Here is a 22,059-nt window from a genome sequence, read left to right on the forward strand (position 1 = left end):
TAAAAAGTACCATGACGCGCGCGCTATGCTAAAGGCGCATAACGGCGCACAAATTCAGGTAATTTACAGTATCAAAGAGAATGCGAGATAGTCACCGAGCCGGTTAGGATAACTGTTCCTCTGCACCATTCGGCGAATAAGGGCAATCAGTTCAAAATCGGTTCGCAGATTAAATTTCTGCATCATTACATACTTTTGCGTGAAAACGGTTTTATCGCTGATCTTCAGCGCATGCGCGATCTGCACTACCGATAATCCCCGGTAAAAATTGGCCATAATGCGTTTTTGCTGGGGTGATAATATTTTATGCTGACACTCTGCGCAGCTTTTTTGCTTCCAGCTGTTCCCCGCCAGCTCTGCGCGGTACCAGGCGATGAACAGCACCTGGCTTATCCGATCAAGCGAAGCACGACGCGAAATAAAAATAATATCGTTAAAGCAGGAGGGTAAGGCAGAAAAATGATATTCATCGTCTACCAATCCGATCACAATCCCTTTCTGGCGCGCCTGTAATTCGGGAAAACAGACCAGCGCCTCCCCCATACAAAACGAGAGAACGATAATATCGGCGGCACTGACGTTATCACGGCTAAGCTCCGCCTCGAAATGAATCTGCTGTTTAAAATTACGCAAAAAGAATTCCACAAAGAAACACTGCAGCCCATGGTGAAAAAATTGGTCTGTCTCTTGAATCAGAATATTCAACATAGCAAATACCGATGTGGGTCAGTCAATAAGCGTTATTAACGCGCGGGATTGTTAATTGTATTGCATGGTCATCACAACAACTGCGCTGACACTGCCCGGCGTCGCGCCACCGGTTACAGATTTTACCGAAGCCAGCATGGCCATGGTCGCCGTTCTGTCCGGCGCAATATTTTGCGTTATGCTGGACCCGGTCCCCTTCAGCGTTCCCGTTGCGGCCTCACGCATGGCTATCGCCACGTTTGTCGCCGAGCCGCTGTTCATGTAGTAGTCCGCACCGGCCGCCGGATCGGGGGTGCCGGTGAACGAGACCGTGACGCTGCGGGTCCCCGCCGGGCACTGGGCAAATTGCAAATTAAACGGCACCGGATCGGATGTCGATCCCGGCGTCGCCATATTAGTCGCCTGTATATTTCCAAGATTAATATCCAGGTTTGCGCTCCCGCCATTAAATACGCAGGGCGAGGCGATGATATTTCCCGTCACGCCCAGATTAACGCTATCAGCTGCAATGACGTTCCAGCTGAATGCAAGGAGGAGCATCCCTCTCCTGAAGGGTAATTTCATCATTTCACCTGTTACTGGTAGGTCAAATTAAGGGTGGCGGAGGCATTTGCCGAGCCGGACTCAACGGATGTTAATGTCTGGTAATAGCGTGCCGTTAACGGGAGCGTCTCCTGCCCGCCTGCAGACTGTTTTAATAAAAGACGGCTGTTTAACGTCAGCGGCGAGCCATTATAGAGAAGCTGCACGCCAACGCCTTTTGCGGTGCCGCTGTTTCCCTGCCCTGTTAATGCCATTACGCTGGTATTCGCACTGTCCGGGTTCTGTATTCCGCTCAGGGAAACCGAAATATTGGTGCCGGCACTGCAGTTCAACCCGAGGTTTTGCGTATTCTGCGCAACTGCTGGCGTGGTCCCCACCACTGAGCCAAATGCTGCGGCTGAAATATCACCAATCGGGAACGTCAGCTGCGGCGTGGTGATGGTGCAGGCCAGTGCGTTGATTGTGCCGCCGGTCAGCTGCACGGTTAACCCGTCACGGTAAATACCATCGCTGCCCTGCAGCGTCACCGCCCCTATGGGGCCTGGCGTTAAGGCGCCGGATGATACCGGGCCGGTCACCACCAGCTCGACCCAGCCCCCGTACCAGACCACATACGAGGTCTGCGCACTATACGAGAACGTATTGCTCGGGTTCTCAAAATAGGCATTTGATGAAAGCCGAATGCCAATCCCGCTAACGTTGGTGTTGTAAACATGATTACCGTAGCTGCTCAGCGCGGCATTGTTGTATCGCATGCTAAAACCCAGCATAAGCGGATTGGTACACCCGCTAAGGTAGGTGCCGGTACTGCTCGCCGCGCCGGAAAAAATCACCGTGCCGACAGGCGCATCGCGCTGAACATTAATTGTGCCCACCGACAGCGTAGAAAGCTGAGGCGTAATGGTGGTGCAGGTCCCGGCCCGGGCGATATGCCATGCGCAAAGACAGCACAGCAGTAATAACATGTTGATCCGTTTCATCTTAATGCTCCTGGCGACACGAGACGCTGATGTCCGTGATGCCGCCGTATTGCGCTCCATTCGGCAGGCTAAAATCTGCCCGACACTGCTGGTGAGGTTGATGTCCCCATGTTGCCAGGACCGTGCCCTGGTCGCGCAGGCCGGTTAAATAGACCTGGCCGCGATCGCCCACGATAAAGCTGCTCTTGTCATCATCCGCCAGGGTAACAACCGCGCCAAACGGCACGAACTGCTCAGGCGTCGTCAACGTCATCAGCACCCGGCGTCCGACTTTGGACAAATAATCGGCTTTCACCACCGCGCCGCGCGTAGGCGTGACCGTGCGGGTGTTGATCTCCAGTTCCACATCGTCAGGCATATTTTCCGGATCGAGAGTGAGATCGTTTTTGCGGTATACGGAGAGGTTATTCACCACCGTATAGCCCCGGAAATCCGTTCGCACGCCGGACTGATTACGAATATTCACGCCGTGCGCGCCCGGGGCTTTGATTAACGCGTTGGTTTCCCCCAGCGGCTGAGACAGCGTCACGCCATCAGCATGCGCGAGGATCCCCCCCTGCAAACCATAGCTAAGGCGCTCGCTATGTTTGTCGTACCCATAACCCGCCGTAACTTCCCCGTACGTGCCTTTATAGTCGCCGTTGAGCGTACCGGTATAGCCCACGCCATCCGTACCGTAACCCTGCTGGATATTCCAGCTCAGGGCGCTATTGTCGAGGGCCACCCCGTTCATGCCGATACTGTGCGTCGTGCCACTGTTCTTGCTGGCGTTCAGGCCATAGTTAGCCCACGTCTGCGGCAGAAATTTATCCAGCGGTACGCTAACGGTCAGCGCCAGAAGCTGGTCGTGAACGTAGGTCTTTGTACTTCCACTGCCGGACGACGGGCTGCCATTTTTGCTGTATGTCCAGCTCACGCCATAGCTGATGTTGTGCCAGTCATTGTTGTAGCCGACACTCCACGAGGCCATGGGTCTGTCAGCGTTCCAGTAATCTTCCCGCGCGGCGCTGAGCGTCAGCGCGCCCCGGTCACCGCCCAGCGTCTGACTCATGGTGAGCTCCAGACGGTTACGCCGTCGGTCCTGAAGTGCGCCGCTGTTCCCCCAGGAGTCCAGCACGTCCTGGAGTCCGTAGTAGCCGCGCGTTGAATAACGGTACCCCGCAATCGAAAAGTTGGTGCCGGTATTAATGACGTTCTTGCTGTAACGCGCTCGCCAGGACTGCCCCTGCGTTTTTGCAGTATTGGCCGGCGTTGACCAGGCCTGGGTGACATCGACGGAAAGCGCGCCGAAGTCCCCCATGTTTTTACCGGCTCCGACCGCAAGCGACTGATATTTGCTGGCACCCTGCCCCCCGCCATAGATCGTGATGCCCTTCTGAAGCCCATAAATCGCGGCGATCTGCCCGAACGGGGTTTTCTCCACGCTGCTGTTGTAGGCGCGATACTGTCCACCGGTGAGGGCATATTTCAGTCGCCCTTCGCGCTGCAATACCGGTACCGAGGCATACGGCAGCGTGAAATGCTGCTCGCTGCCATCGGCCTCTTTGATGGTCACGTCTAAATCGCCCGCGCCGCCGGTGGGATACATATCGGTAATTTCAAACGCGCCCGGCGCCACGTAGCTTTGGTAGATCTGATAGCCATTCTGGCGAATCACCACCTGAGCATTGGTGCGCGCGATCCCGCGGACCACTGGGGCATAGCCTTTCAGGGAATCCGGTAACATGTCATCATCCGATGCCAGCTGAACCCCGCGAAAAGGCACGCTGTCAAAGACATCCGCCGGGGCGGAACTGTCCCCAAGGGTAAGCTGCGCTTTCAGGGGAATAACGGCACGTTGCAGATAGCTGTAGACCGTGTCCCATCGATCTTTCCCCGCGCCATCCCGTGACCAGGTGGTGTAGTTGCGTAGACGCCACGGACCGATATTTATCCCCGGACGCAGGTTCGCATACTGGCTGTTGCTGCTGGCCCCCTCACCCGCTTTCGCCCGGCTGTTCGCGCCGCTGAGGCTGTAATTGAGCATGGCTGCCGTTATCCCCTCATCCCACATCTCCGGCGGCACATAGCCTCTTGCCGGCAGATCGATGGCGGCCTGCGGAATACTCAACACCAGACGCTGGGCACCAAACTGGAAATCGGCACTGGCCTGGGGAATCGCCTGAAGATTGATGCATTCACCGTCTCCTGCACTGAGCGCAGGAAATAATGCCGTTTTCACCCCCCAGCGTTTTAATTGCGCAAGACTCAGACAAGGCTGCAATGACGCATCGCCGTTGTCGGCTTTGCTCGCGGTAAACTGAATATCCCCCGTCTCCAGAAACGCGTCGTCGACAATAATATCGACATGGTAGATCCCCGGTGCCTGCGAGCCTGATTCAAAGGCCGACAAATCGGCTTTATCCATGCCTGGATTATCCAGCTCAATTAATTCGGAGTTAAAGGCAACACTGGCGTAGAGCGAGGTTGAGGATCCGCCAAACGCTAAGGCGATAAACATCACCAGGCGTGCGGGTTTCATTGTGTTATTTACCGTCATTGCGAATTACCGGGTTAATGCAGGCGTTGCCGTTTGTGAAAGGATCACAAACTGGCTTGATGTAATACGCCGGGACTGCCATAGTCGTTGATAATTTTAAACGTGAGTAAATTTCCCCTTGCCTCATTGGGTAATACAAACCGGGCTGAGGCGCCGGGTAACACGTAGGTCACATCGTCCAGCTTTTTCCCCCCCAGCGTAATTTCATTAAAATTGACGACATATTGCGTGGGGTTGTTGACCTGAATTTCATTCCCGGCGCGTTGCCAGGTTAATTTATTAGCCTGTTCTTCTGGCGTAGACGCCCGCAAACTTTCTGGCCGGTAGATCAGTTTGATGCGCGTTTTCACTGCTATTTGCAGGGCGTTCGTCTGTTTTGATGCCGAAGGGATCGCTTTAATATTCAGCCAAAATAAACTTTCCTGCTGCTGAGGCAGTGCACCCGCCATCACAATTCGCTCGACGTTTTTTTGCCCGCCATCCAGTCGGTATAACGGTGGGGTAATAATAAAAGGCGCTTTACCTGAATTACCTTCCGGCAAATCTATCCATGACTGAATTAAGTAAGGCGTCGCGTCAGGATTATTAATGCTTATTGACGCCTCTTTTTTTGTCCCATCGAAAATGATACGGGTGCCGCCAATAATCACTCCGGCCTGCGCTGTGCTCAGCGTCAGTGCTGACAGCGCTACGGCCAGTCCGGCTGTGTTGATAAAACGCATTGTAAACCTCATACTACAAAGGGGCCGGGCTGGCCCCCTGCACATTGCTGCAAACGATTAGTTGTAAACCACGGAGAAGTTAGCGACAGAATTCGCCGGACCGGCGGTGACAGTCGCTGCGGTGGAAATATACTGAGCGTAGAAACTCAGGGTATTATCCGCGGTGCTGCTCAGCACATAGCTATAGCTGTTGCTACCGTGAAGCGGCAGATCCGCCTTATCCGCACTCATCAGGTTGATTGCCACTCCGGTCGCCGCTCCCGCCGCGGACGAATCAATCGCCAGCAGGCTGGAATTGGTGGCATCTGGCGTACCATCAAAGCGAACCTTCGCGTTAGTCACCGTCACCGGGCAATTTTTCAACACGATATTAAATTGCGTGGCTGCGGTTCTGGCCCCGGTGGTTGGAAACTCGGTCTTATAATAATCACCTAATACCACCACCTGGTTCTGCGAAGCCACATCAACGTCACAGGCGGAATCCAGAATATTTCCGTTAAAATTAACGGTACCTGCTGCGGCGAAAGCGTGGGTTGCTGTCAGGGCGGAACCCACTGCCAGCAGGGTTATCATCATTTTATTTTTCATCATCAAATCCTGTATCACTTTATTTATTACTGAAATCCAGATTACATAATTCGGGCTTCATCAGCCGATGACCGAAATTTATACAACTCTTTTTCGGCACACAATCTATTTTGAGGTCTAGCTGTAGACTTCTCTTTAACAAAATAAATACATTTCAGTTTTGAAATTTCTTAAGTCTTTCTATTTTCAGTCTACTTTTAGACCCCTAATTTACGTCCTTAGAATTCATATAATTAGGCTCGTCATTTACTGCGGTCTATTTTTGGACCCGTCTCAAATATTCCACGACTCGCTGTTTTTTAAGATAATTCTCTATATCGATCAAATAATGATCGCGTCCGTGAGTGAGGTCTCTAATGAACACCCGAATGGCTCCCAGTCTCGATAATGAAAAAGCCACCGTGCTTACGGCTAAACCCTATAAGCACATCGAGAAATTAATTGATCATCTTCTTCCGCTGGCAGAGAGGCGCATACTGTCCCGGGGGGAAGTGCTCCACTATTATGCAAACGACGTGCGTCAGTGTTTTTTATTGCTCCAGGGCAGCGTGGCGTTGCACCGTCGGGGAGATGGCATCGTCTTAAATTCTGAATCCGCGCCGTTTATTCTTGGCGTGAGTAGCCAGTTCTCCTCAGAGCACCTGTATGTCAGGGCGCTGGAGACCTCCGAACTCGCCGGGGTTTCGCTGGAGCGTTTTAACGGCGTGATTGCGCAACACAATTTGTGGGAGCCGTTTTCGCATCTGCTGATCTATACCGCCTCCCGGGTCTATGAGCACTGCTCCCGGATCTCGCAGATGTCGGCCTATGACATCATCCGTTTTCAGCTGGTTGAATTGATGCAGGAGCCCGAAGCAATACGGCTGAACACCACGGCGGCCGCCTATATACAAAGTCGCACCTGGCTTTCGCGTAGCGGGATAATGCGGATCCTGGCCGAACTGCGCACCGGGAAGTACATTACGATGGAGCGCGGCGTGCTGCTTGATGTCCACCATCTGCCGCGGAAATACTGATTCAGGTGATGTCGGTAATAAGGAGTAACGCTATAATCAGAAAGATGATTCTTTCAGGTTCAGGTTATGTCCTCCACAGAAAAACCCCATCGTGGTTCTCCCTATGCGCAAGCGCTGATTACGCACTTACAACCTTATTCTTCTGTCCGTCATCTCGATCGCGGGGAGCAGCTGGATCTGGTGGTTAATGGCCGGGGAATGAGTTATTTGATTCTGGAAGGGACCGTTGCCATTTACCGACGCAGCGACAATCTGATGCTGTCGACCGCGAAAAGCCCGGCGTTATTTGGTGTGGCCAATATTAATGACATCTTTTTTGACGACTACCTGAAAACGGTGACCACCTGCAAGATTGGAACGCTGACCGCAGAGCAACTCCACGTCATTATCCAGGAGAAGGCGCTGTGGGGGTTGATATCAAACCACCTGATGTTTATGTACAACCGGCTCTATAACACCGTCATGCCAAAGGGTGCCCCGACGGCCTATGAGATGATCCGCCAGCAGCTGATGTTATTAATGAATGAAGATGAATCTTATCGTCGGGAGATAACCGCAGAACGCTACATTCGCGATAAAACCCAGCTTTCCCGCAGCGGCGTGATGCGTATCCTGGCCGATCTCAAAACAGGGGGCTTTATTGAAATGGAAGATGGCAGGCTGATTAAAATCAATAAACTTCCCGCCCGGTACTGAATTGCAGACACAAAAAAGGCCGCGCTCGCGGCCTTTTCACTCTCTCAATGGACGTGAACGCCCAAGCGCCAGGCAAAATAGATCTCTTCTTTCAGTTCATTCGAAGAGAGCGCCAGCAAATCTGTAAACTCCAGTTCAAGCTGTTTCAGCTTTTTCAGGTACTGCGCCGGAGACAGGTTGCTGTTATCGCGACGTAAATATTCAATTGCCAGTTGCGTTGGGGTTATTTCAGTATCCATGATGTCCTCACTTGTGTACAAATCCTGACCAGTATATCACAACACCCTGGCGAGATTTTGACCAAATGCAAAAACATCAGGAAATTTACACCACCGCCGTCGTCAGCCTGGATGAGCAGCACAGCCGATCCTGCTCATCGAGAATATCAATCTGCCACACCTGATGACGGCTACCGGCGTGCAGCGCGCGGCAAATACCGCGCACGCGCCCGCTGCGCACCGAGCGAATATGGTTGGCGTTCACCTCAAGCCCGACGACCTTCTGCTCCCCTTCGGTGCAGAGATACCCCGCCACCGAGCCCAGGGTTTCGGCCAGCACCACGGACGCACCGCCGTGCAGTAAACCAAACGGCTGGTGCGTACGATGATCGACAGGCATGGTGGCCTCCAGAGCGTCTTCCCCAATGCGGATAAACTGGATATCCAGCAACCCGACCATATTCCCCTCGCCCATGGCGTTTAACGCCTGTAGCGTGACGGCACGTTTCCAGATCATCCGATAATCTCCAGTAAAGCCTGTAACGGATGGCGTACCCCGTTACCTTCAACACGTTTCACCTGGCTGCGGCAGGAGTAGCCCGTTGCCAGGCAGCGGTTTCGCGGCAAGCGCTGCATCGCCTGATGCCATGACAGCTCGTAAATACCGAGCGAGTTGGCGTGATTCTTCACTTCATGCCCGTAAGTGCCTGCCATGCCGCAGCAACCGACGCTGACGCTCTCAAGCTTCGCGCCAAAGCGGGCAAAAATAGAGGCCCATTGCGCAGGTGCGCCCGGCAGCGCGGTGACTTCGGTACAGTGGCCAAACAGGTACCACGGCTCACCGCTGACCTCCATGGCGCTGGTCTGCTCGAGAGCCGCCGGCAGCCACTCGTGCACCAGCATAACGTGGAACGCCCCGCGTTTATCGCCCAGCGTCTGCTTATATTCATCGCGATAGCAGAGCACCAGCGCCGGATCGACCCCCACCATCGGCATGCCCAGCCCGGCGACCCGGTTAAGGAAATCAGACGTTTTTTGCGCCGTTTTCGCGAAGCGGTTGAGGAAGCCTTTAATGTGTTGCGCCTTACCGTTAGGTGAGAACGGCAGAACCACCGGCTGATACCCCAGTTTTTCCGCCAGACGGACAAAATCGGCCACCACCTGCGCGTCGTAATAGCTGGTAAACGGATCCTGCACCACCAGCACCACCTTCGCTTTTTGCTCAGGGCTTAACGCCTCAAGCTGCTCCAGGGTCATGTTTGCCGAGCGGTGCCCCACCAGCTGACGCTGCAGCGACGGCACCGAGAGCAGCGGCAGATCCACCATCCCGATATGCTTTTCGGAAAGCTTGCGCACCAGCGGCTGATTGATAAAGAAGTTGAACGTCTTTGGCGCCCGGGCCATCAGCGGGGCATAGCTCTCCACCGTTGCCACCAGATGGTCGCGCATCGGGCGCAGATAGCGCGTGTGGTAGAGCTGCAGGAAGCGCGAGCGGAACTCCGGTACGTCTATCTTAATCGGGCACTGGGTCGAACAGGCTTTACAGGCCAGGCAGCCGGACATGGCCTCTTTCACCTCATGGGAGAAATCATACTCGCCCTTATTCGCATGCCAGCTGTTGCGGGTGCGCTCTATCAGGGAACGCAGGCTGGCCCGTTTTTCCGGCAACTCCTGCTCCAGCTTGAGCGGGTCGATACCGCGATCGGCCAGCAAACGCAGCCATTCGCGTACCAGCGTCGCCCGCCCTTTTGGCGAATGAATGCGGTTGCTGGTGATTTTCATCGACGGGCACATCGGGCTTTTCACGTCGAAGTTAAAGCACAGGCCGTTGCCGTTACACTCCAGCGCCCCACGCCAGGACGCGCGCACGGCAATCGGGATTTGTCTGTCGTACGTGCCGCGCTTGACGGCATCCACCTGCAGCATGGGCGCGTCCACGCCTTCCGGCGGGCAAATTTTCCCCGGGTTGAGACGGTTATTGGGATCGAACGCCGCTTTGACCTTGCGCAGCTCGCCGAAGAGCTGTTCACCGAAGAACGCCGGGCTGTACTCGGCGCGGAACCCTTTTCCGTGTTCCCCCCACAGCAGGCCGCCATATTTCGCGGTTAAGGCCACCACCTCATCGGAGATCTGTTTCATCAGGATCTCCTGCTGCGGATCGCACATGTCCAGGGCCGGACGCACATGCAGCACCCCGGCATCAACGTGGCCGAACATGCCATAGCTCAGGCCGTGGCTGTCCAGCAGCGCACGGAATTCAACGATATAATCCGCCAGATGCTCAGGAGGGACGCAGGTATCTTCGGCAAACGGAATCGGCTTCGCGGCGCCTTTGGCATTGCCGAGCAGCCCCACCGCTTTTTTACGCATTGCGTAGATACGCTCAATGCCGGCCAGGTCGTTACAGAGCTGCCAGCCAATGACCCCACCTTCGCCGTGGGCGATGAGTTCATCAAGCCGCTGACAGAGCCTGGTCACCTGGCTATCGATAAGTTCTGCATCGTCTCCGGCAAATTCAACGATGTTAAGCCCAAGCATCTCTTTGTCCGGCACATCGGTAATCAGCTCCCGCACCGAGTGCCAGACGATATCTTCCCGCGCCAGATTAAGCACCTTCGAGTCAACGGTTTCCACCGACAGTGCCTGCGCCTCCACCATAAACGGAGCATTACGCAGCGCGGAATCAAAGGAGTCATATTTGACGTTCACCAGGCGACGCACTTTGGGCAGCCGGGTGATATCCAGCCGTGCCTCGGTAATAAACGCCAGCGTTCCTTCGGAGCCAGTCAGCACACGGGTCAAATCAAACTGGGTCAGTTCGTCGTTAAAGACGTGACGCAGGTCGTAACCGGTGAGGAAACGGTTCAGTTTGGGGAATTTGTCGAGGATCAGCTGGCGGTTATCGCGACAGCGTTCCAGCACGGTGCGATAGATGCGCCCGCTTGCGGTGTTCTCTTTACCCAGCGTTTCAGCCAGCTCGACCGGCACAGGCTGGGTATCCAGGATATCGCCGCCCAGCAGCACCGCCCGTACGCCCAGAACGTGATCGGAGGTTTTTCCGTAGACCAGCGAACCCTGCCCGGAGGCATCGGTGTTGATCATACCGCCGATGGTTGCCCGGTTGCTGGTAGAAAGCTCGGGCGCAAAAAAGTAGCCGTAGGGCTTCAGATACTGGTTGAGCTGATCCTTAATCACGCCCGCTTCAACGCGAACCCATCCCTCTTCAGGATTGATCTCGATGATGCGATTCATATAGCGTGACATATCAATGATGATGCCCTGGTTCAGGGCTTGGCCATTTGTTCCGGTGCCGCCGCCGCGCGGGGTGAACACCAGAGCGCTAAAACGCTCTTGCGTCGCCAGCCGGGCAATCAGCGCCACATCGGCCGTTGAGCGCGGAAAGACGACTGCATCGGGAAGAAGCTGGTAAATACTGTTATCGGTCGCCATCGTCAGCCTGTCGGCATAGTTCGTGGCGGTATCACCTGTAAAACCCTGTTGCTCCAGTGCCTGCAAAAAATTAAGCACCAGCTGAACGACGCCAGGTGCTTGAGAAATCTGTGGGATCATGACTGTCGACCCTAATTAGAGTAGTGTGAAATCGTTTGTGTTGTGTCTGGAAAGTTTTATCACATTTTTTTCTTATGTGCTTCGCTGAATTACGGGCAAAATCCGCCTGTCAAAAATCGCTGATATCATTAATGATTAGAGTGACGCGGTTATCCGTTCCCGCCAGCCTCGCTGGTGTTTATTAAGGAAAGTTTCATTTATGGTCAATCTTCGCCAGCCCAGGGATGTTGCGCAAATTTTGCTGTCGGTGCTGTTTCTGGCCCTCATGATTATTGCGTGTCTGTGGATTGTTCAACCTTTCATACTTGGCTTCGCCTGGGCCGCAACGGTGGTCGTGGCGACCTGGCCGGTGCTGTTACGTTTGCAGAAACTGCTGTTTGGCCGCCGCGGTCTGGCGGTACTGGTCATGACGCTGCTGCTGTTCCTGCTGTTTATTATTCCGATTGCGCTGCTGGTGAACAGCCTTGTCGATTCCAGTGGCCCGGTTATTCGCGCCGTCACCAGCGGTGATTTAACGCTGCCGGATCTCGCCTGGCTGAACAGCATTCCGGTGGTAGGCGCCAAACTTTACAGCGGCTGGCATAGCCTGCTGGAGATGGGCGGCAGCGCGTTGATGGCGAAAGTGCGTCCGTATATTGGCACCACCACCACCTGGTTTGTGGGTCAGGCGGCACATATTGGTCGCTTTATGATGCACTGTGCGCTGATGCTGGTCTTCAGCGCCCTGCTCTACTGGCGCGGTGAGCAGGTAGCGTTGGGCGTACGCCATTTCGCTACCCGACTGGCCGGTAAACGCGGCGATGCCGCAGTTCTGCTGGCGGCGCAAGCCGTGCGCGCGGTTGCGCTTGGGGTGGTCGTCACGGCCCTGGTGCAGGCGGTGCTGGGCGGTATTGGCCTGGCCATTTCTGGCGTGCCGTACGCTACCGTCTTTACGGTGGTGATGCTGATGACCTGTCTTGCACAACTGGGGCCGTTGCTGGTGCTGGTCCCCAGCATCATCTGGCTTTACTGGACGGGGGATACCACGTGGGGAACCGTTCTGCTGGTCTGGAGCTGCGTGGTCGGCACCATGGATAACGTGATTCGTCCCATCCTCATCCGCATGGGCGCGGACCTGCCGCTGATCCTGATCCTCTCCGGCGTCATTGGCGGGTTAATCGCCTTTGGGATGATCGGTCTGTTTATTGGACCGGTGCTGCTTGCCGTCACCTGGCGTCTCTTCTCCGCCTGGGTACATGAAGTGCCGCCGCCGGGCACCGACCCGGATGTGATTTTGAGCGAACTTGAAGAGCTGGAAGAGAAGAATACGCAGTAAAAGGGATTGCCGGGTGGCGTTGACGCTTACCCGGCCTACATTCTCCCCGGCAATACTTAAACATTGCTAAACTATTTATTCGTTGCGCACTGGTCCGACCCGCCTTTTTTGCTCTAAGTCCGCTATTCACCTCAAGAAATCTTTACTTCTCTTTAACTATTGAGACGAATCTGATCGACGCTCAAGGTTGGCATGCCTACTATTAGCTCACGGTTATAAATCAACACCTTGATTTATAAGCATGGAAATCCCCTGAGTGAAACAACGAATTGCTGTGTGTAGTCTTTGCCCATCTCCCACGATGGGCTTTTTTTTATCCTGGCTACGCGTGCTGAACCTGACAGGTGCTTAGCATGCGCCATTCAGCAGGTAGCACCCGCGTCTCTCCCGTCACATTGACCGTCACCACGTCGCGAATATCCGCCGACGATGCTCCCACCTGTAGCTCAAACTCGCCCGGCTCGACAATGCGTTTGCCGTCCCGACGGGTAAAGTTGAACATCTCCACGGGCAGCGTAAAGGTGAGCGTGGCCGTTTCGCCCGGCGCGAGCGCCACGCGCTGGAACGCTTTCAGCTCCTGAAGCGGCCGCACCTGCGTGGCAACCTTATCCCGGACGTACACCTGCACCACCTCGCTGCCGCTGCGTTCACCGCGGTTGGTGACGTCAATACTCAACACAACTTCGCCGTCCACCGGTACGCTGTTTTGCGCGAGGCGTGCTGCGCCCCAGTTAAATTGCGTCCAGCCAAGGCCGAAACCAAAGGGATAGCGGGAGCCAAAGTGGAACGCGAATGGCGTGCCGCCGCTTTTCAGCTTGTGGTTGTAGTAGTACGGCATGGCGCCCGCACTTTTCGGCACGCTCACCACCAGACGTCCCTGCGGCTCCGCGCGGCCGGTTAACACATCGGCAATTGCCCAGCCCCCTTCCTGCCCAGGTGCCCAGGCCATCATCAGCGCCGCGACCTTATCTTCCAGCCCCTGAAGATTGTACGGCCGCCCACCGGTCATCACGACAATCACCGGTTTGCCCGTGGCGACCAGGGCTTCCAGCAGTTGTTGCTGAACGCCAGGCAGATGCAGGGAATCGGTATCGGATCCTTCCCCTACCGTGCCGCTCTGGAACAAACCGGCGAGGTCGCCGACACAGGCCACCACCACGTCGCTCTCCTGCGCGGCGTTCACGGCTTCGGGGATCAGCGCGGTACTTTGCGACACCGGCGACTGCTGCATCGGTTTGCCCCCGCTGTCACCCGGGAAGACCGGCGCGCCCGCCATTCGTTTTTCGATGATGTGACACCCTTTGGCATAACGCACGTTCGACGCGCCCAGATAGTGCTCCAGCGCCGCGCGCGGAGTCGTCACCTGTGACGTTTCGTCAACCATATCGCTGATAATCAAATGCACCGGGAAGCTGTAGCCGCTGAGCAACGCCAGCGGATCGTCCGCCGTGGGTCCCACCACCGCCACGCGGGGTTTGCCGCCGAGAGGCAAAATGCCGTTATTCTCCAGCAGCGTCAGCGAGCGAGTCGCCACCTCACGTGCAACCTGCCGGGTGGTCTCATTTTGCAAATCAATACCGCTTTCATCGGCATACGGGTTTTCAAACAGGCCGAGACGGAATTTTTCGGTCAGCACGCGTCCTACAATCTCGTCCACTTTCGCCATGGAGATCAGACCACGCTCAACGGCCTCGGCCAGATGGCGGGCGCAGTCATCTTTCGGCAGCTCAACATCAAGCCCGGCGTTAAAGGCCAGCGCGGCGGATTCGGTCGCATCATGCGAGACCCCGTGATGCTGATGCAGCAGGCTGACGCCGCCATAGTCCGCCACAACGATACCGTCAAAGCCCCACTGTTCGCGCAGGACGGTGGTCAGCAGGAAGTGGTCACTGTGCCCCGGCTGATTGTCGATATCGTGGTAGGCAGGCATCACCGACCCGGCATTGGCCAGCTTCACCGCCATTTCAAACGGCAGCAGGAAGGTATCATTCAGTTCGCTAAAGCCCAGATGAACCGGGGCATGGTTACGCGCTCCCTCGCTGAACGAGTGGCCCACATAGTGCTTAAGCGTGGCCAGCAGATCGCGTTTATCGCCCTGCAGCCCTTTAACGTAGGCCGTGGCCATCACACCCACCAGCCAGGGATCTTCGCCAAAGGTCTCTTCCGTGCGCCCCCAGCGCACATCGCGGGAGACATCCAGCACCGGGGCCAGCCCCTGCTGGCACCCCACAGAGCGCGCCTCTTTGCCTATCTGTTCGGCTGCCCGCTGTACCAGCGCCGGATCCCAGGTTGAACCGTAGTTGAGCGACGACGGGAACAGCGTGGCCGCTTTGCACAACAACCCCACCAGACACTCCTCATGGAACAGCGCCGGAATGCCGAGCCGCGTCTCTTCCATCATCATCCGCTGCAGACGGTTGGCGGCGCGCACGCCGGTTTGCGCATCAACGATATGGGTACCCAGCGGACGGGTAATCTGCCCGACGCCCAGCTTAAGCCGTTCGCTGAGCGAGGCCTGTTCACTCACCCCCGCGAATTCGTCACTCAAGTCGTTGCGTTCACGGTGGTTGCCGTTTTCATCGAGGATCAGCCAGTACGCGTGCATCTGGGCGAACTTCTCTTCCGGGGTCATGCGTGCCAGCAAGTCGGCGACGCGCTCGTGCACGGGACGTCCCGCGTCCTTATAGATTGCAGTCATGTTTTACTCCTGTAGGGCGGAAGGGGCAGCCGGGCTGAGTTGCCCTGCTTCTGGCCGCACGTCGCGCTTGCTGGCCAGTTCGCGGGCGATGGAATCCACCAGCCGACTGTTGAGTTTGTAGATGGCAAGCAGCGCGACCATGCAGAGGAACAGCACGCACGGAATGAGGGTAAACAGTGCGTTAATGGTCGTGAGTACGTGCGGCGTCTGGGTTGCCTGGCCTGGCGCGTAATCCACCATCCCGAGCACCCAACCCACCACTGCCCCACCCAACGCCAGACCAAATTTGATGGCGAACAGCGCGGTGGAGAAGACCAGACCATCGAGCCGGCGACCGCTGCGGTGCTCTTCATAGTCGACCACATCGGAGAACATGGTCCACTGCAGCGGCGTGGTCAGATTCTGGATGAAGCTAAAGACAATATTGAGGCCGAAAATCAGCCAGACCTGTGAAGGCGGCAGGAAGAAGATCAGCGCCCCAAAAATCACGAAGGAAATAATGGTCCACTGATAGGCACGTACGCGGTCAAATTTCCCCAGCAGCCGTTCGGATAATAATGCGCCACTTAAGGAGGCCACCATCCCGGAGACGATAAAGGCAAACACCAGTTCCGGACGCAACAGCACATAATTCACGTAATACATCGTGGCAGAGCCGCGCGTCACGACCGCCGTTAACAGCAAAATATTAAACAGGAACACAATTCGCCACTGGCTGTTCCCGGCCAGCAGTTTTAAATCGGTGAGCATGGAGCCAGAAGTATCATTCCGCGGAGAATAGCGCTCGCGGGTCATCAGGAAGCAGCAGAAGAATAAAATAATCCCCAGTAATCCCATCAGGCTCATGGCATAGAAATAGCCTTTCTGTACGTTGCCCTGTCCAAGATGCGAAACCAACGGCAAAGCGATAACCGTCACAATCAACCCGCCGATAAACGACAGGCCAAAGCGCCACGACTGCAGCGAATGGCGCTCGCGCGGATCCAGCGTCAGCGCGCCCGGCATGGCGCAGTAAGGGACGTTAATGGCGGAATAGATGAGGCTTAAAATCCCGTAGGTCACACAGGCATAGACGATTTTCGCCGTGGGCCCGACGTCGGGAACGTAGAACGTAATGAGGCAGCTAACGCCAAACGGAATGGCAAACCACAGCAGCCATGGACGGAAACGACCGTGACGCGTTTGGGTGCGATCCACCAGCGCGCCGATACAGGGATCAATAAAGGCATCGACCACGCGCACCACTAAAAACATGGTTCCCATAATGGCCGCGGGTAAACCGAAAACGTCTGTATAGAAATAAGCAAGAAATAACGTCGCAGTTTGCCAGACCAGCGCACTGGCCATATCACCTAAGCCATAACCTATTTTATCTTTGGTACGCAGTACAGAGGAGATTGTCATTTGTTATTTGCCTTTTTATCAGGTTAAAACGTATTTCAACCAGTTGCGCAAAATCCTGTTGATTTGCGCGGTAAGGCTCAAGTATTAGCAACCCTTTGTGTGCTAACAATTGTCTAAATTAACAGACAAATTATGATATTTGGTTTTTTACTTTATTTGTGATGGGGAGCAAATATAAGCGGAAATAAAAAAGGCGAGGATTATTTCCCTCGCCTTTTCAGATACGGAAGACGTTACTTGTTCAGTTCAGCCAGGCTCAGCCAGGTTTGCACCACGGTGTCCGGGTTGAGGGAAAGACTGTCGATCCCCTCTTCCATCAGCCAGGCCGCGAAGTCTTCATGGTCAGAAGGGCCCTGGCCACAAATCCCGACGTATTTACCCTGTTTCTTCGCCGCACGGATGGACATCGACAGCAGGGCTTTCACCGCCTCGTTGCGTTCGTCGAACAGCTCAGAGACCACGCCGGAGTCACGGTCCAGACCCAGCGTCAGCTGCGTCATGTCGTTCGAACCGATAGAGAAGCCGTCGAAGTGCTCCAGGAACTGCTCTGCCAGCAGGGCGTTGGACGGGATCTCACACATCATGATGATCTTCAGCCCATTTTCGCCGCGCTTCAGCCCCTGACGCGCCAGTTCGTCCACCACCGCTTTCGCCTGGTCCACGGTACGTACGAACGGGATCATGATCTCAACGTTAGTCAGCCCCATGTCGTTGCGCACGCGTTTTACCGCTTCACACTCCAGCGCGAAGCAGTCGCGGAAGCTGTCGGAGACATAACGTCCGGCCCCACGGAAGCCCAGCATCGGGTTCTCTTCTTCCGGCTCGTAACGCTCGCCGCCCACCAGGTTGGCGTATTCGTTAGACTTAAAGTCCGACAGACGCACGATCACGCGCTTCGGATAAAACGCCGCCCCGAGCGTCGCGATCCCTTCGGTCAGACGGCCAACGTAGAACTCTTTCGGCGAGTCGTAGCCTTTCATCATCTCGCGAATTTCGTTCTGCAGCTTTGCGTCCTGGTCGTCAAATTCCAGCAGCGCGCGCGGGTGAACGCCAATCATACGGTTGATGATGAATTCCAGACGCGCCAGGCCCACGCCTTCGTTCGGCAAGCAGGCGAAGTCAAACGCGCGGTCCGGGTTACCGACGTTCATCATGATCTTCAGCGGCAGGTCCGGCATGGTATCGACGCTGGAGCTTTTCACGCTGAAGTCAAGGATGTCAGCATACACGTAGCCGGTATCCCCTTCGGCACAGGAGACGGTCACGTTCTGTCCGTCCTTCATGCGTTCGGTTGCGTCACCGCACCCGACAACCGCCGGGATCCCCAGCTCGCGGGCGATGATCGCCGCGTGACAGGTACGCCCGCCACGGTTGGTGACGATAGCCGCGGCTTTCTTCATGATCGGTTCCCAGTCCGGGTCGGTCATGTCGGTTACCAGCACGTCGCCCGGTTCAATGCGGTTCATCTCGCTGATATCGTGGATCACTTTCACCGGACCGGCACCAATGCGGTGACCAATCGCGCGACCTTCCGCCACGATTTTGCCCTGCGCGTGGAGGGTATAACGCTCCATCACCTGGCCGCGGGAGCGAACCGTTTCCGGGCGCGCCTGGACGATGAACAGCTTGCCGGTGTGACCGTCTTTGGCCCATTCGATGTCCATCGGACGGCCGTAGTGTTTTTCAATCTGCACCGCCTGCTTCGCCAGCTCCTGCACTTCGGCGTCGGTCAGGGAGAAGCGGTCGCGCAGCTCCTGCGGTACATCTTCAATCTTCACCTGCTTGCCATGCTCCTGGGTCGGGGCATAGATCATGCGGATTTTTTTCGAGCCCATGGTGCGGCGAACTACTGCCGGACGGTTGGCGGCAAGCGTCGGTTTGTGGACGTAGAATTCGTCAGGGTTCACGGCCCCCTGCACCACCATTTCACCCAGGCCCCACGCGGAGGTGATGAACACCACCTGGTCGAAGCCGGACTCGGTATCAATGGAGAACATCACGCCGGAAGAGCCCACGTCGGAACGCACCATACGCTGTACGCCCGCAGAGAGCGCGACGCCGCGATGGTCATAGCCCTGATGCACGCGATAAGAGATAGCGCGATCGTTAAACAGGGAGGCGAACACGTGTTTCACCGCCACCAGCACCGCGTCATACCCCTGAACGTTCAGGAAGGTTTCCTGTTGTCCGGCGAACGAGGCATCCGGCATGTCTTCTGCGGTTGCAGAGGAGCGCACGGCGAAAGAGGCCTGCGCATCATCAGCGGAGAGCTGGTTGTACGCATCGTGAATGGCTTTTTCCAGTTCCGGCTGGAAAGGTGTGTCGATAATCCACTGGCGGATCTGCGCCCCGGCTTTAGCAAGCTCGGTAACGTCATCAATATCCGTTTTATCCAGCAGGTCGTAAATGCGCTGGTTTACACCGCTCTGGTCTAAAAACAGGTTAAACGCATCGGCGGTCGTGGCAAACCCGTTTGGTACGGAGACACCCATACCGGACAGATTTGTAATCATTTCACCCAGGGAGGCATTTTTGCCCCCAACTCTGTCTACATCATTCATGCCGAGTTGGTTATACCAAAGCACCAGCGGTGACGAGCCATTGTTGGACATCGAAACAATCCTTTTGTGATATTTGATCGGAGTAAGAAACACCTGACTACGTATTTATACTGGCATATTTATTTACGCTAAAAAAACGGTGAATCGTGTAAGCAATTTAAATTTTCAACTTTTCGGATACTTTCCCTCCACCGGATAAGCCGATGATTCCTATATATTCAGCCAAAAACCACAAAAATGACGTCGCTATTTGAAAAATGAAATCCACTTTTCAGGAAAATCAAAAACACCATTTCATTTTAAATTCAGATAACTTCTTTGCTGTGCAATTAACTTTTTTAATTTATGCTTTCAGACAATTAGGTCCGATATTCAGGGTGGATAAAATGGATAATGCTGTCGATCGCCACGTTTTTTATATTTCTGATGGTACGGCGATTACCGCCGAGGTGCTGGGGCATGCGGTGATGTCACAGTTCCCCGTTTCGATTAACAGCATCACGCTGCCGTTTGTGGAAAATGAGAGCCGCGCGCGGGCGGTCAAGGACCAGATTGATGCCATTTACCAGCAGACGGGCGTACGCCCGCTGGTGTTCTACTCCATCGTGAGCCCGGAAATTCGCAACATCATTCTGCAAAGCGAAGGCTTTTGTCAGGATATCGTGCAGGCGCTGGTGGCCCCGCTGCAGAGCGAGCTGAAGCTCGACCCGACCCCCATCGCACACCGAACTCACGGGCTGAACCCCGGCAACCTGACCAAATACGATGCGCGTATCGCCGCCATTGACTACACCCTGGCGCATGACGACGGCATCTCGCTGCGAAACCTCGACCAGGCGCAGGTCATTTTGCTGGGCGTCTCGCGCTGCGGCAAAACCCCTACCAGCCTCTACCTGGCGATGCAGTTTGGTATTCGTGCCGCCAACTACCCGTTCATTGCCGATGATATGGACAATCTGGTGCTGCCTGCCGCCCTGAAGCCGCTGCAGCACAAGCTGTTCGGGCTGACCATTAACCCGGAGCGCCTTGCCGCCATCCGCGAAGAGCGCCGCGAGAACAGCCGCTACGCCTCCATGCGCCAGTGTCGAATGGAAGTCTCCGAAGTGGAAGCGCTGTACCGCAAAAACCAGATCCCTTGGCTGAACAGCACCAACTATTCGGTCGAAGAGATCGCCACCAAAATTCTCGACATCATGGGTCTTAATCGCCGCATGTACTAATATGCTAGTACATTAGCTCAGATTCAGGTATCATCCACCACATCCTCGGGGCGGAGCCGCCCCGAACTTGAAATCAGCAGGGATTGGTTTAAGGTGATGCCCATCACTTCCCGGTAGTCTGCCGATGAAGCAAAAAATTTCTGAGACATTCCATGAATAAAACCGACGAACTCCGCACAGCGCGCATTGACAGCCTGGTTACACCGGCTGAACTGGCACAGCGGCATCCACTTTCCGCAGGCGTTGCGGAGCATGTTACGGCCTCGCGCCGACGCATTGAAAAAATTCTTAATGGTGAAGACAAACGTCTTCTGGTGGTAATTGGCCCCTGCTCGATCCATGACCTGGACGCGGCGATGGATTATGCAAAACGGCTACAGGGGCTGCGGGAACAACACCAGCATCGCCTTGAGATCGTGATGCGGACCTACTTTGAAAAACCCCGTACCGTGGTGGGCTGGAAAGGATTAATTTCAGACCCCGATCTCAACGGCAGCTATCGCGTTAACCATGGGATTGAGCTGGCACGTAAGCTGCTTTTGCAGGTGAACGAGCTGGGCGTTCCCACGGCCACCGAGTTTCTCGATATGGTGACCGGCCAGTTTATCGCCGATCTGATCAGCTGGGGCGCGATTGGCGCGCGGACCACCGAGAGCCAGATCCACCGTGAAATGGCCTCTGCCCTCTCCTGCCCGGTCGGGTTTAAAAACGGAACCGATGGCAACACCCGGATTGCGGTCGATGCGATCCGCGCTGCGCGTGCCAGCCACATGTTCCTCTCGCCGGATAAGAGCGGCCAGATGACCATCTACCAGACCAGCGGTAACCCGTACGGGCATATCATTATGCGCGGCGGCAAGAAACCGAACTATCACGCCGGGGATATCGCCGCGGCCTGTGAAACGCTGGCCGAGTTCGATCTGCCGGAACATCTGGTGGTGGACTTCAGCCACGGTAACTGTCAGAAACAGCACCGTCGCCAGCTGGATGTCTGCGATGAGATCTGCCAGCAGATCCGCAGCGGTTCAAGCGCCATTGCGGGCATTATGGCCGAAAGCTTTATCCGCGAAGGCACGCAGAAAATCGTGTCGGGTCAGCCGCTGGTTTACGGCCAGTCGATCACCGACCCGTGCCTGAGCTGGGAAGACAGCGAACTGCTGCTGGATAAGCTGGCGTCTGCGATCGATACGCGCTTCTAACCCCCCGCCGGGTGGCGCTGCGCTTACCCGGCCTACGATCCGTGCCCTTCTCCCTCTCCCTGTGGGAGAGGGTCGGGGTGAG

Annotated in this window: 17 protein-coding genes and 1 other RNA gene; 6 read left to right on the forward strand and 12 right to left on the reverse strand. The window is 55.6% G+C overall.

Annotated features, from left to right (window positions below):
- Nucleotides 1-63: 63 nt before the first annotated feature.
- From AX755_RS18650 to AX755_RS18675, 6 genes are read right to left on the reverse strand one after another with little or no spacing between them, the layout of a single operon-like run.
- Nucleotides 64-708, reverse strand: coding sequence for a helix-turn-helix transcriptional regulator (locus tag AX755_RS18650; protein ID WP_062857232.1), 645 nt, complete (start codon nucleotides 706-708; stop codon nucleotides 64-66).
- Between the two features lie 51 nt (nucleotides 709-759).
- Nucleotides 760-1,248 carry a fimbrial protein gene (locus tag AX755_RS18655; RefSeq protein WP_073971479.1) on the reverse strand — a complete coding sequence of 163 codons (489 nt, stop codon included), beginning with the start codon at nucleotides 1,246-1,248 and terminating at the stop codon, nucleotides 760-762.
- A gap of 35 nt (nucleotides 1,249-1,283) precedes the next feature.
- Nucleotides 1,284-2,231, reverse strand: a complete 948-nt coding sequence (locus tag AX755_RS18660) for a fimbrial protein (RefSeq protein ID WP_062857234.1) — start codon at nucleotides 2,229-2,231, stop codon at nucleotides 1,284-1,286.
- 1 nt (nucleotide 2,232) lies between these two features.
- Complete coding sequence (locus AX755_RS18665) at nucleotides 2,233-4,770, reverse strand: fimbria/pilus outer membrane usher protein (protein WP_062857235.1); 2,538 nt, start codon at nucleotides 4,768-4,770, stop codon at nucleotides 2,233-2,235.
- 44 nt (nucleotides 4,771-4,814) lie between these two features.
- Nucleotides 4,815-5,492, reverse strand: coding sequence for a fimbrial biogenesis chaperone (locus AX755_RS18670; protein WP_062857236.1), 678 nt, complete (start codon nucleotides 5,490-5,492; stop codon nucleotides 4,815-4,817).
- 57 nt (nucleotides 5,493-5,549) lie between these two features.
- Nucleotides 5,550-6,080, reverse strand: coding sequence for a fimbrial protein (locus tag AX755_RS18675; RefSeq protein ID WP_029882031.1), 531 nt, complete (start codon nucleotides 6,078-6,080; stop codon nucleotides 5,550-5,552).
- A gap of 356 nt (nucleotides 6,081-6,436) precedes the next feature.
- Here AX755_RS18675 and AX755_RS18680 point away from each other — a divergent pair, with 356 nt between their 5' ends.
- Both AX755_RS18680 and AX755_RS18685 read left to right on the forward strand, forming a co-directional pair.
- The gene (locus tag AX755_RS18680; RefSeq protein WP_013096970.1) at nucleotides 6,437-7,096 is read left to right on the forward strand and encodes a helix-turn-helix domain-containing protein; all 660 of its coding nucleotides are present in this window, start codon (nucleotides 6,437-6,439) and stop codon (nucleotides 7,094-7,096) included.
- A gap of 66 nt (nucleotides 7,097-7,162) precedes the next feature.
- A complete protein-coding gene (locus AX755_RS18685) occupies nucleotides 7,163-7,792 on the forward strand; it encodes a helix-turn-helix domain-containing protein (RefSeq protein WP_062857237.1) in 630 nt (209 codons plus the stop codon).
- Nucleotides 7,793-7,836: 44 nt separating this feature from the next.
- Here AX755_RS18685 and AX755_RS18690 read toward each other — a convergent pair whose 3' ends face one another.
- The 3 genes from AX755_RS18690 to ydiJ form a co-directional block, all read right to left on the reverse strand.
- The gene (locus AX755_RS18690; protein WP_013096972.1) at nucleotides 7,837-8,031 is read right to left on the reverse strand and encodes a YdiH family protein; all 195 of its coding nucleotides are present in this window, start codon (nucleotides 8,029-8,031) and stop codon (nucleotides 7,837-7,839) included.
- Between the two features lie 85 nt (nucleotides 8,032-8,116).
- Nucleotides 8,117-8,527 carry a 1,4-dihydroxy-2-naphthoyl-CoA hydrolase gene (menI, locus tag AX755_RS18695; protein ID WP_062857238.1) on the reverse strand — a complete coding sequence of 137 codons (411 nt, stop codon included), beginning with the start codon at nucleotides 8,525-8,527 and terminating at the stop codon, nucleotides 8,117-8,119.
- The gene (gene ydiJ, locus AX755_RS25185; RefSeq protein ID WP_062857239.1) at nucleotides 8,524-11,580 is read right to left on the reverse strand and encodes a D-2-hydroxyglutarate dehydrogenase YdiJ; all 3,057 of its coding nucleotides are present in this window, start codon (nucleotides 11,578-11,580) and stop codon (nucleotides 8,524-8,526) included. Before ydiJ ends, menI begins: the two co-directional genes overlap by 4 nt.
- A 199-nt stretch (nucleotides 11,581-11,779) precedes the next feature.
- On the opposite strand from ydiJ, the gene ydiK reads away from it, so the two are divergent.
- Nucleotides 11,780-12,895 carry an AI-2E family transporter YdiK gene (ydiK, locus tag AX755_RS18705; RefSeq protein WP_013096976.1) on the forward strand — a complete coding sequence of 372 codons (1,116 nt, stop codon included), beginning with the start codon at nucleotides 11,780-11,782 and terminating at the stop codon, nucleotides 12,893-12,895.
- Nucleotides 12,896-13,104: 209 nt separating this feature from the next.
- An RNA gene (gene rprA, locus AX755_RS18710) (antisense sRNA RprA) lies at nucleotides 13,105-13,212 on the forward strand.
- 5 nt (nucleotides 13,213-13,217) lie between these two features.
- On the opposite strand, the gene AX755_RS18715 is transcribed toward rprA, so the two are convergent.
- The 3 genes from AX755_RS18715 to ppsA all read right to left on the reverse strand — a co-directional run bounded on the left by AX755_RS18715 (nucleotide 13,218) and on the right by ppsA (nucleotide 19,609).
- On the reverse strand, nucleotides 13,218-15,593 hold the full coding sequence (locus AX755_RS18715) for a glycoside hydrolase family 3 N-terminal domain-containing protein (protein ID WP_062857240.1): 2,376 nt from the start codon (nucleotides 15,591-15,593) through the stop codon (nucleotides 13,218-13,220).
- Nucleotides 15,594-15,596: 3 nt separating this feature from the next.
- On the reverse strand, nucleotides 15,597-16,997 hold the full coding sequence (locus AX755_RS18720; RefSeq protein WP_013096978.1) for an MFS transporter: 1,401 nt from the start codon (nucleotides 16,995-16,997) through the stop codon (nucleotides 15,597-15,599).
- A gap of 233 nt (nucleotides 16,998-17,230) precedes the next feature.
- Nucleotides 17,231-19,609: a phosphoenolpyruvate synthase gene (gene ppsA / locus AX755_RS18725; RefSeq protein ID WP_013096979.1), complete on the reverse strand. Its 2,379-nt coding sequence runs from the start codon at nucleotides 19,607-19,609 to the stop codon at nucleotides 17,231-17,233.
- A gap of 335 nt (nucleotides 19,610-19,944) precedes the next feature.
- Between ppsA and ppsR the strand changes: the two genes are divergently transcribed.
- Both ppsR and aroH read left to right on the forward strand, forming a co-directional pair.
- Complete coding sequence (gene ppsR / locus AX755_RS18730) at nucleotides 19,945-20,778, forward strand: posphoenolpyruvate synthetase regulatory kinase/phosphorylase PpsR (RefSeq protein ID WP_062857241.1); 834 nt, start codon at nucleotides 19,945-19,947, stop codon at nucleotides 20,776-20,778.
- A 152-nt stretch (nucleotides 20,779-20,930) separates the two neighbouring features.
- Nucleotides 20,931-21,977 carry a 3-deoxy-7-phosphoheptulonate synthase AroH gene (gene aroH, locus AX755_RS18735; RefSeq protein ID WP_062857242.1) on the forward strand — a complete coding sequence of 349 codons (1,047 nt, stop codon included), beginning with the start codon at nucleotides 20,931-20,933 and terminating at the stop codon, nucleotides 21,975-21,977.
- Nucleotides 21,978-22,059: the final 82 nt, after the last annotated feature.

The organism is Enterobacter sp. SENG-6, from assembly GCF_001605945.1.
Taxonomy (GTDB): domain Bacteria; phylum Pseudomonadota; class Gammaproteobacteria; order Enterobacterales; family Enterobacteriaceae; genus Enterobacter; species Enterobacter cloacae.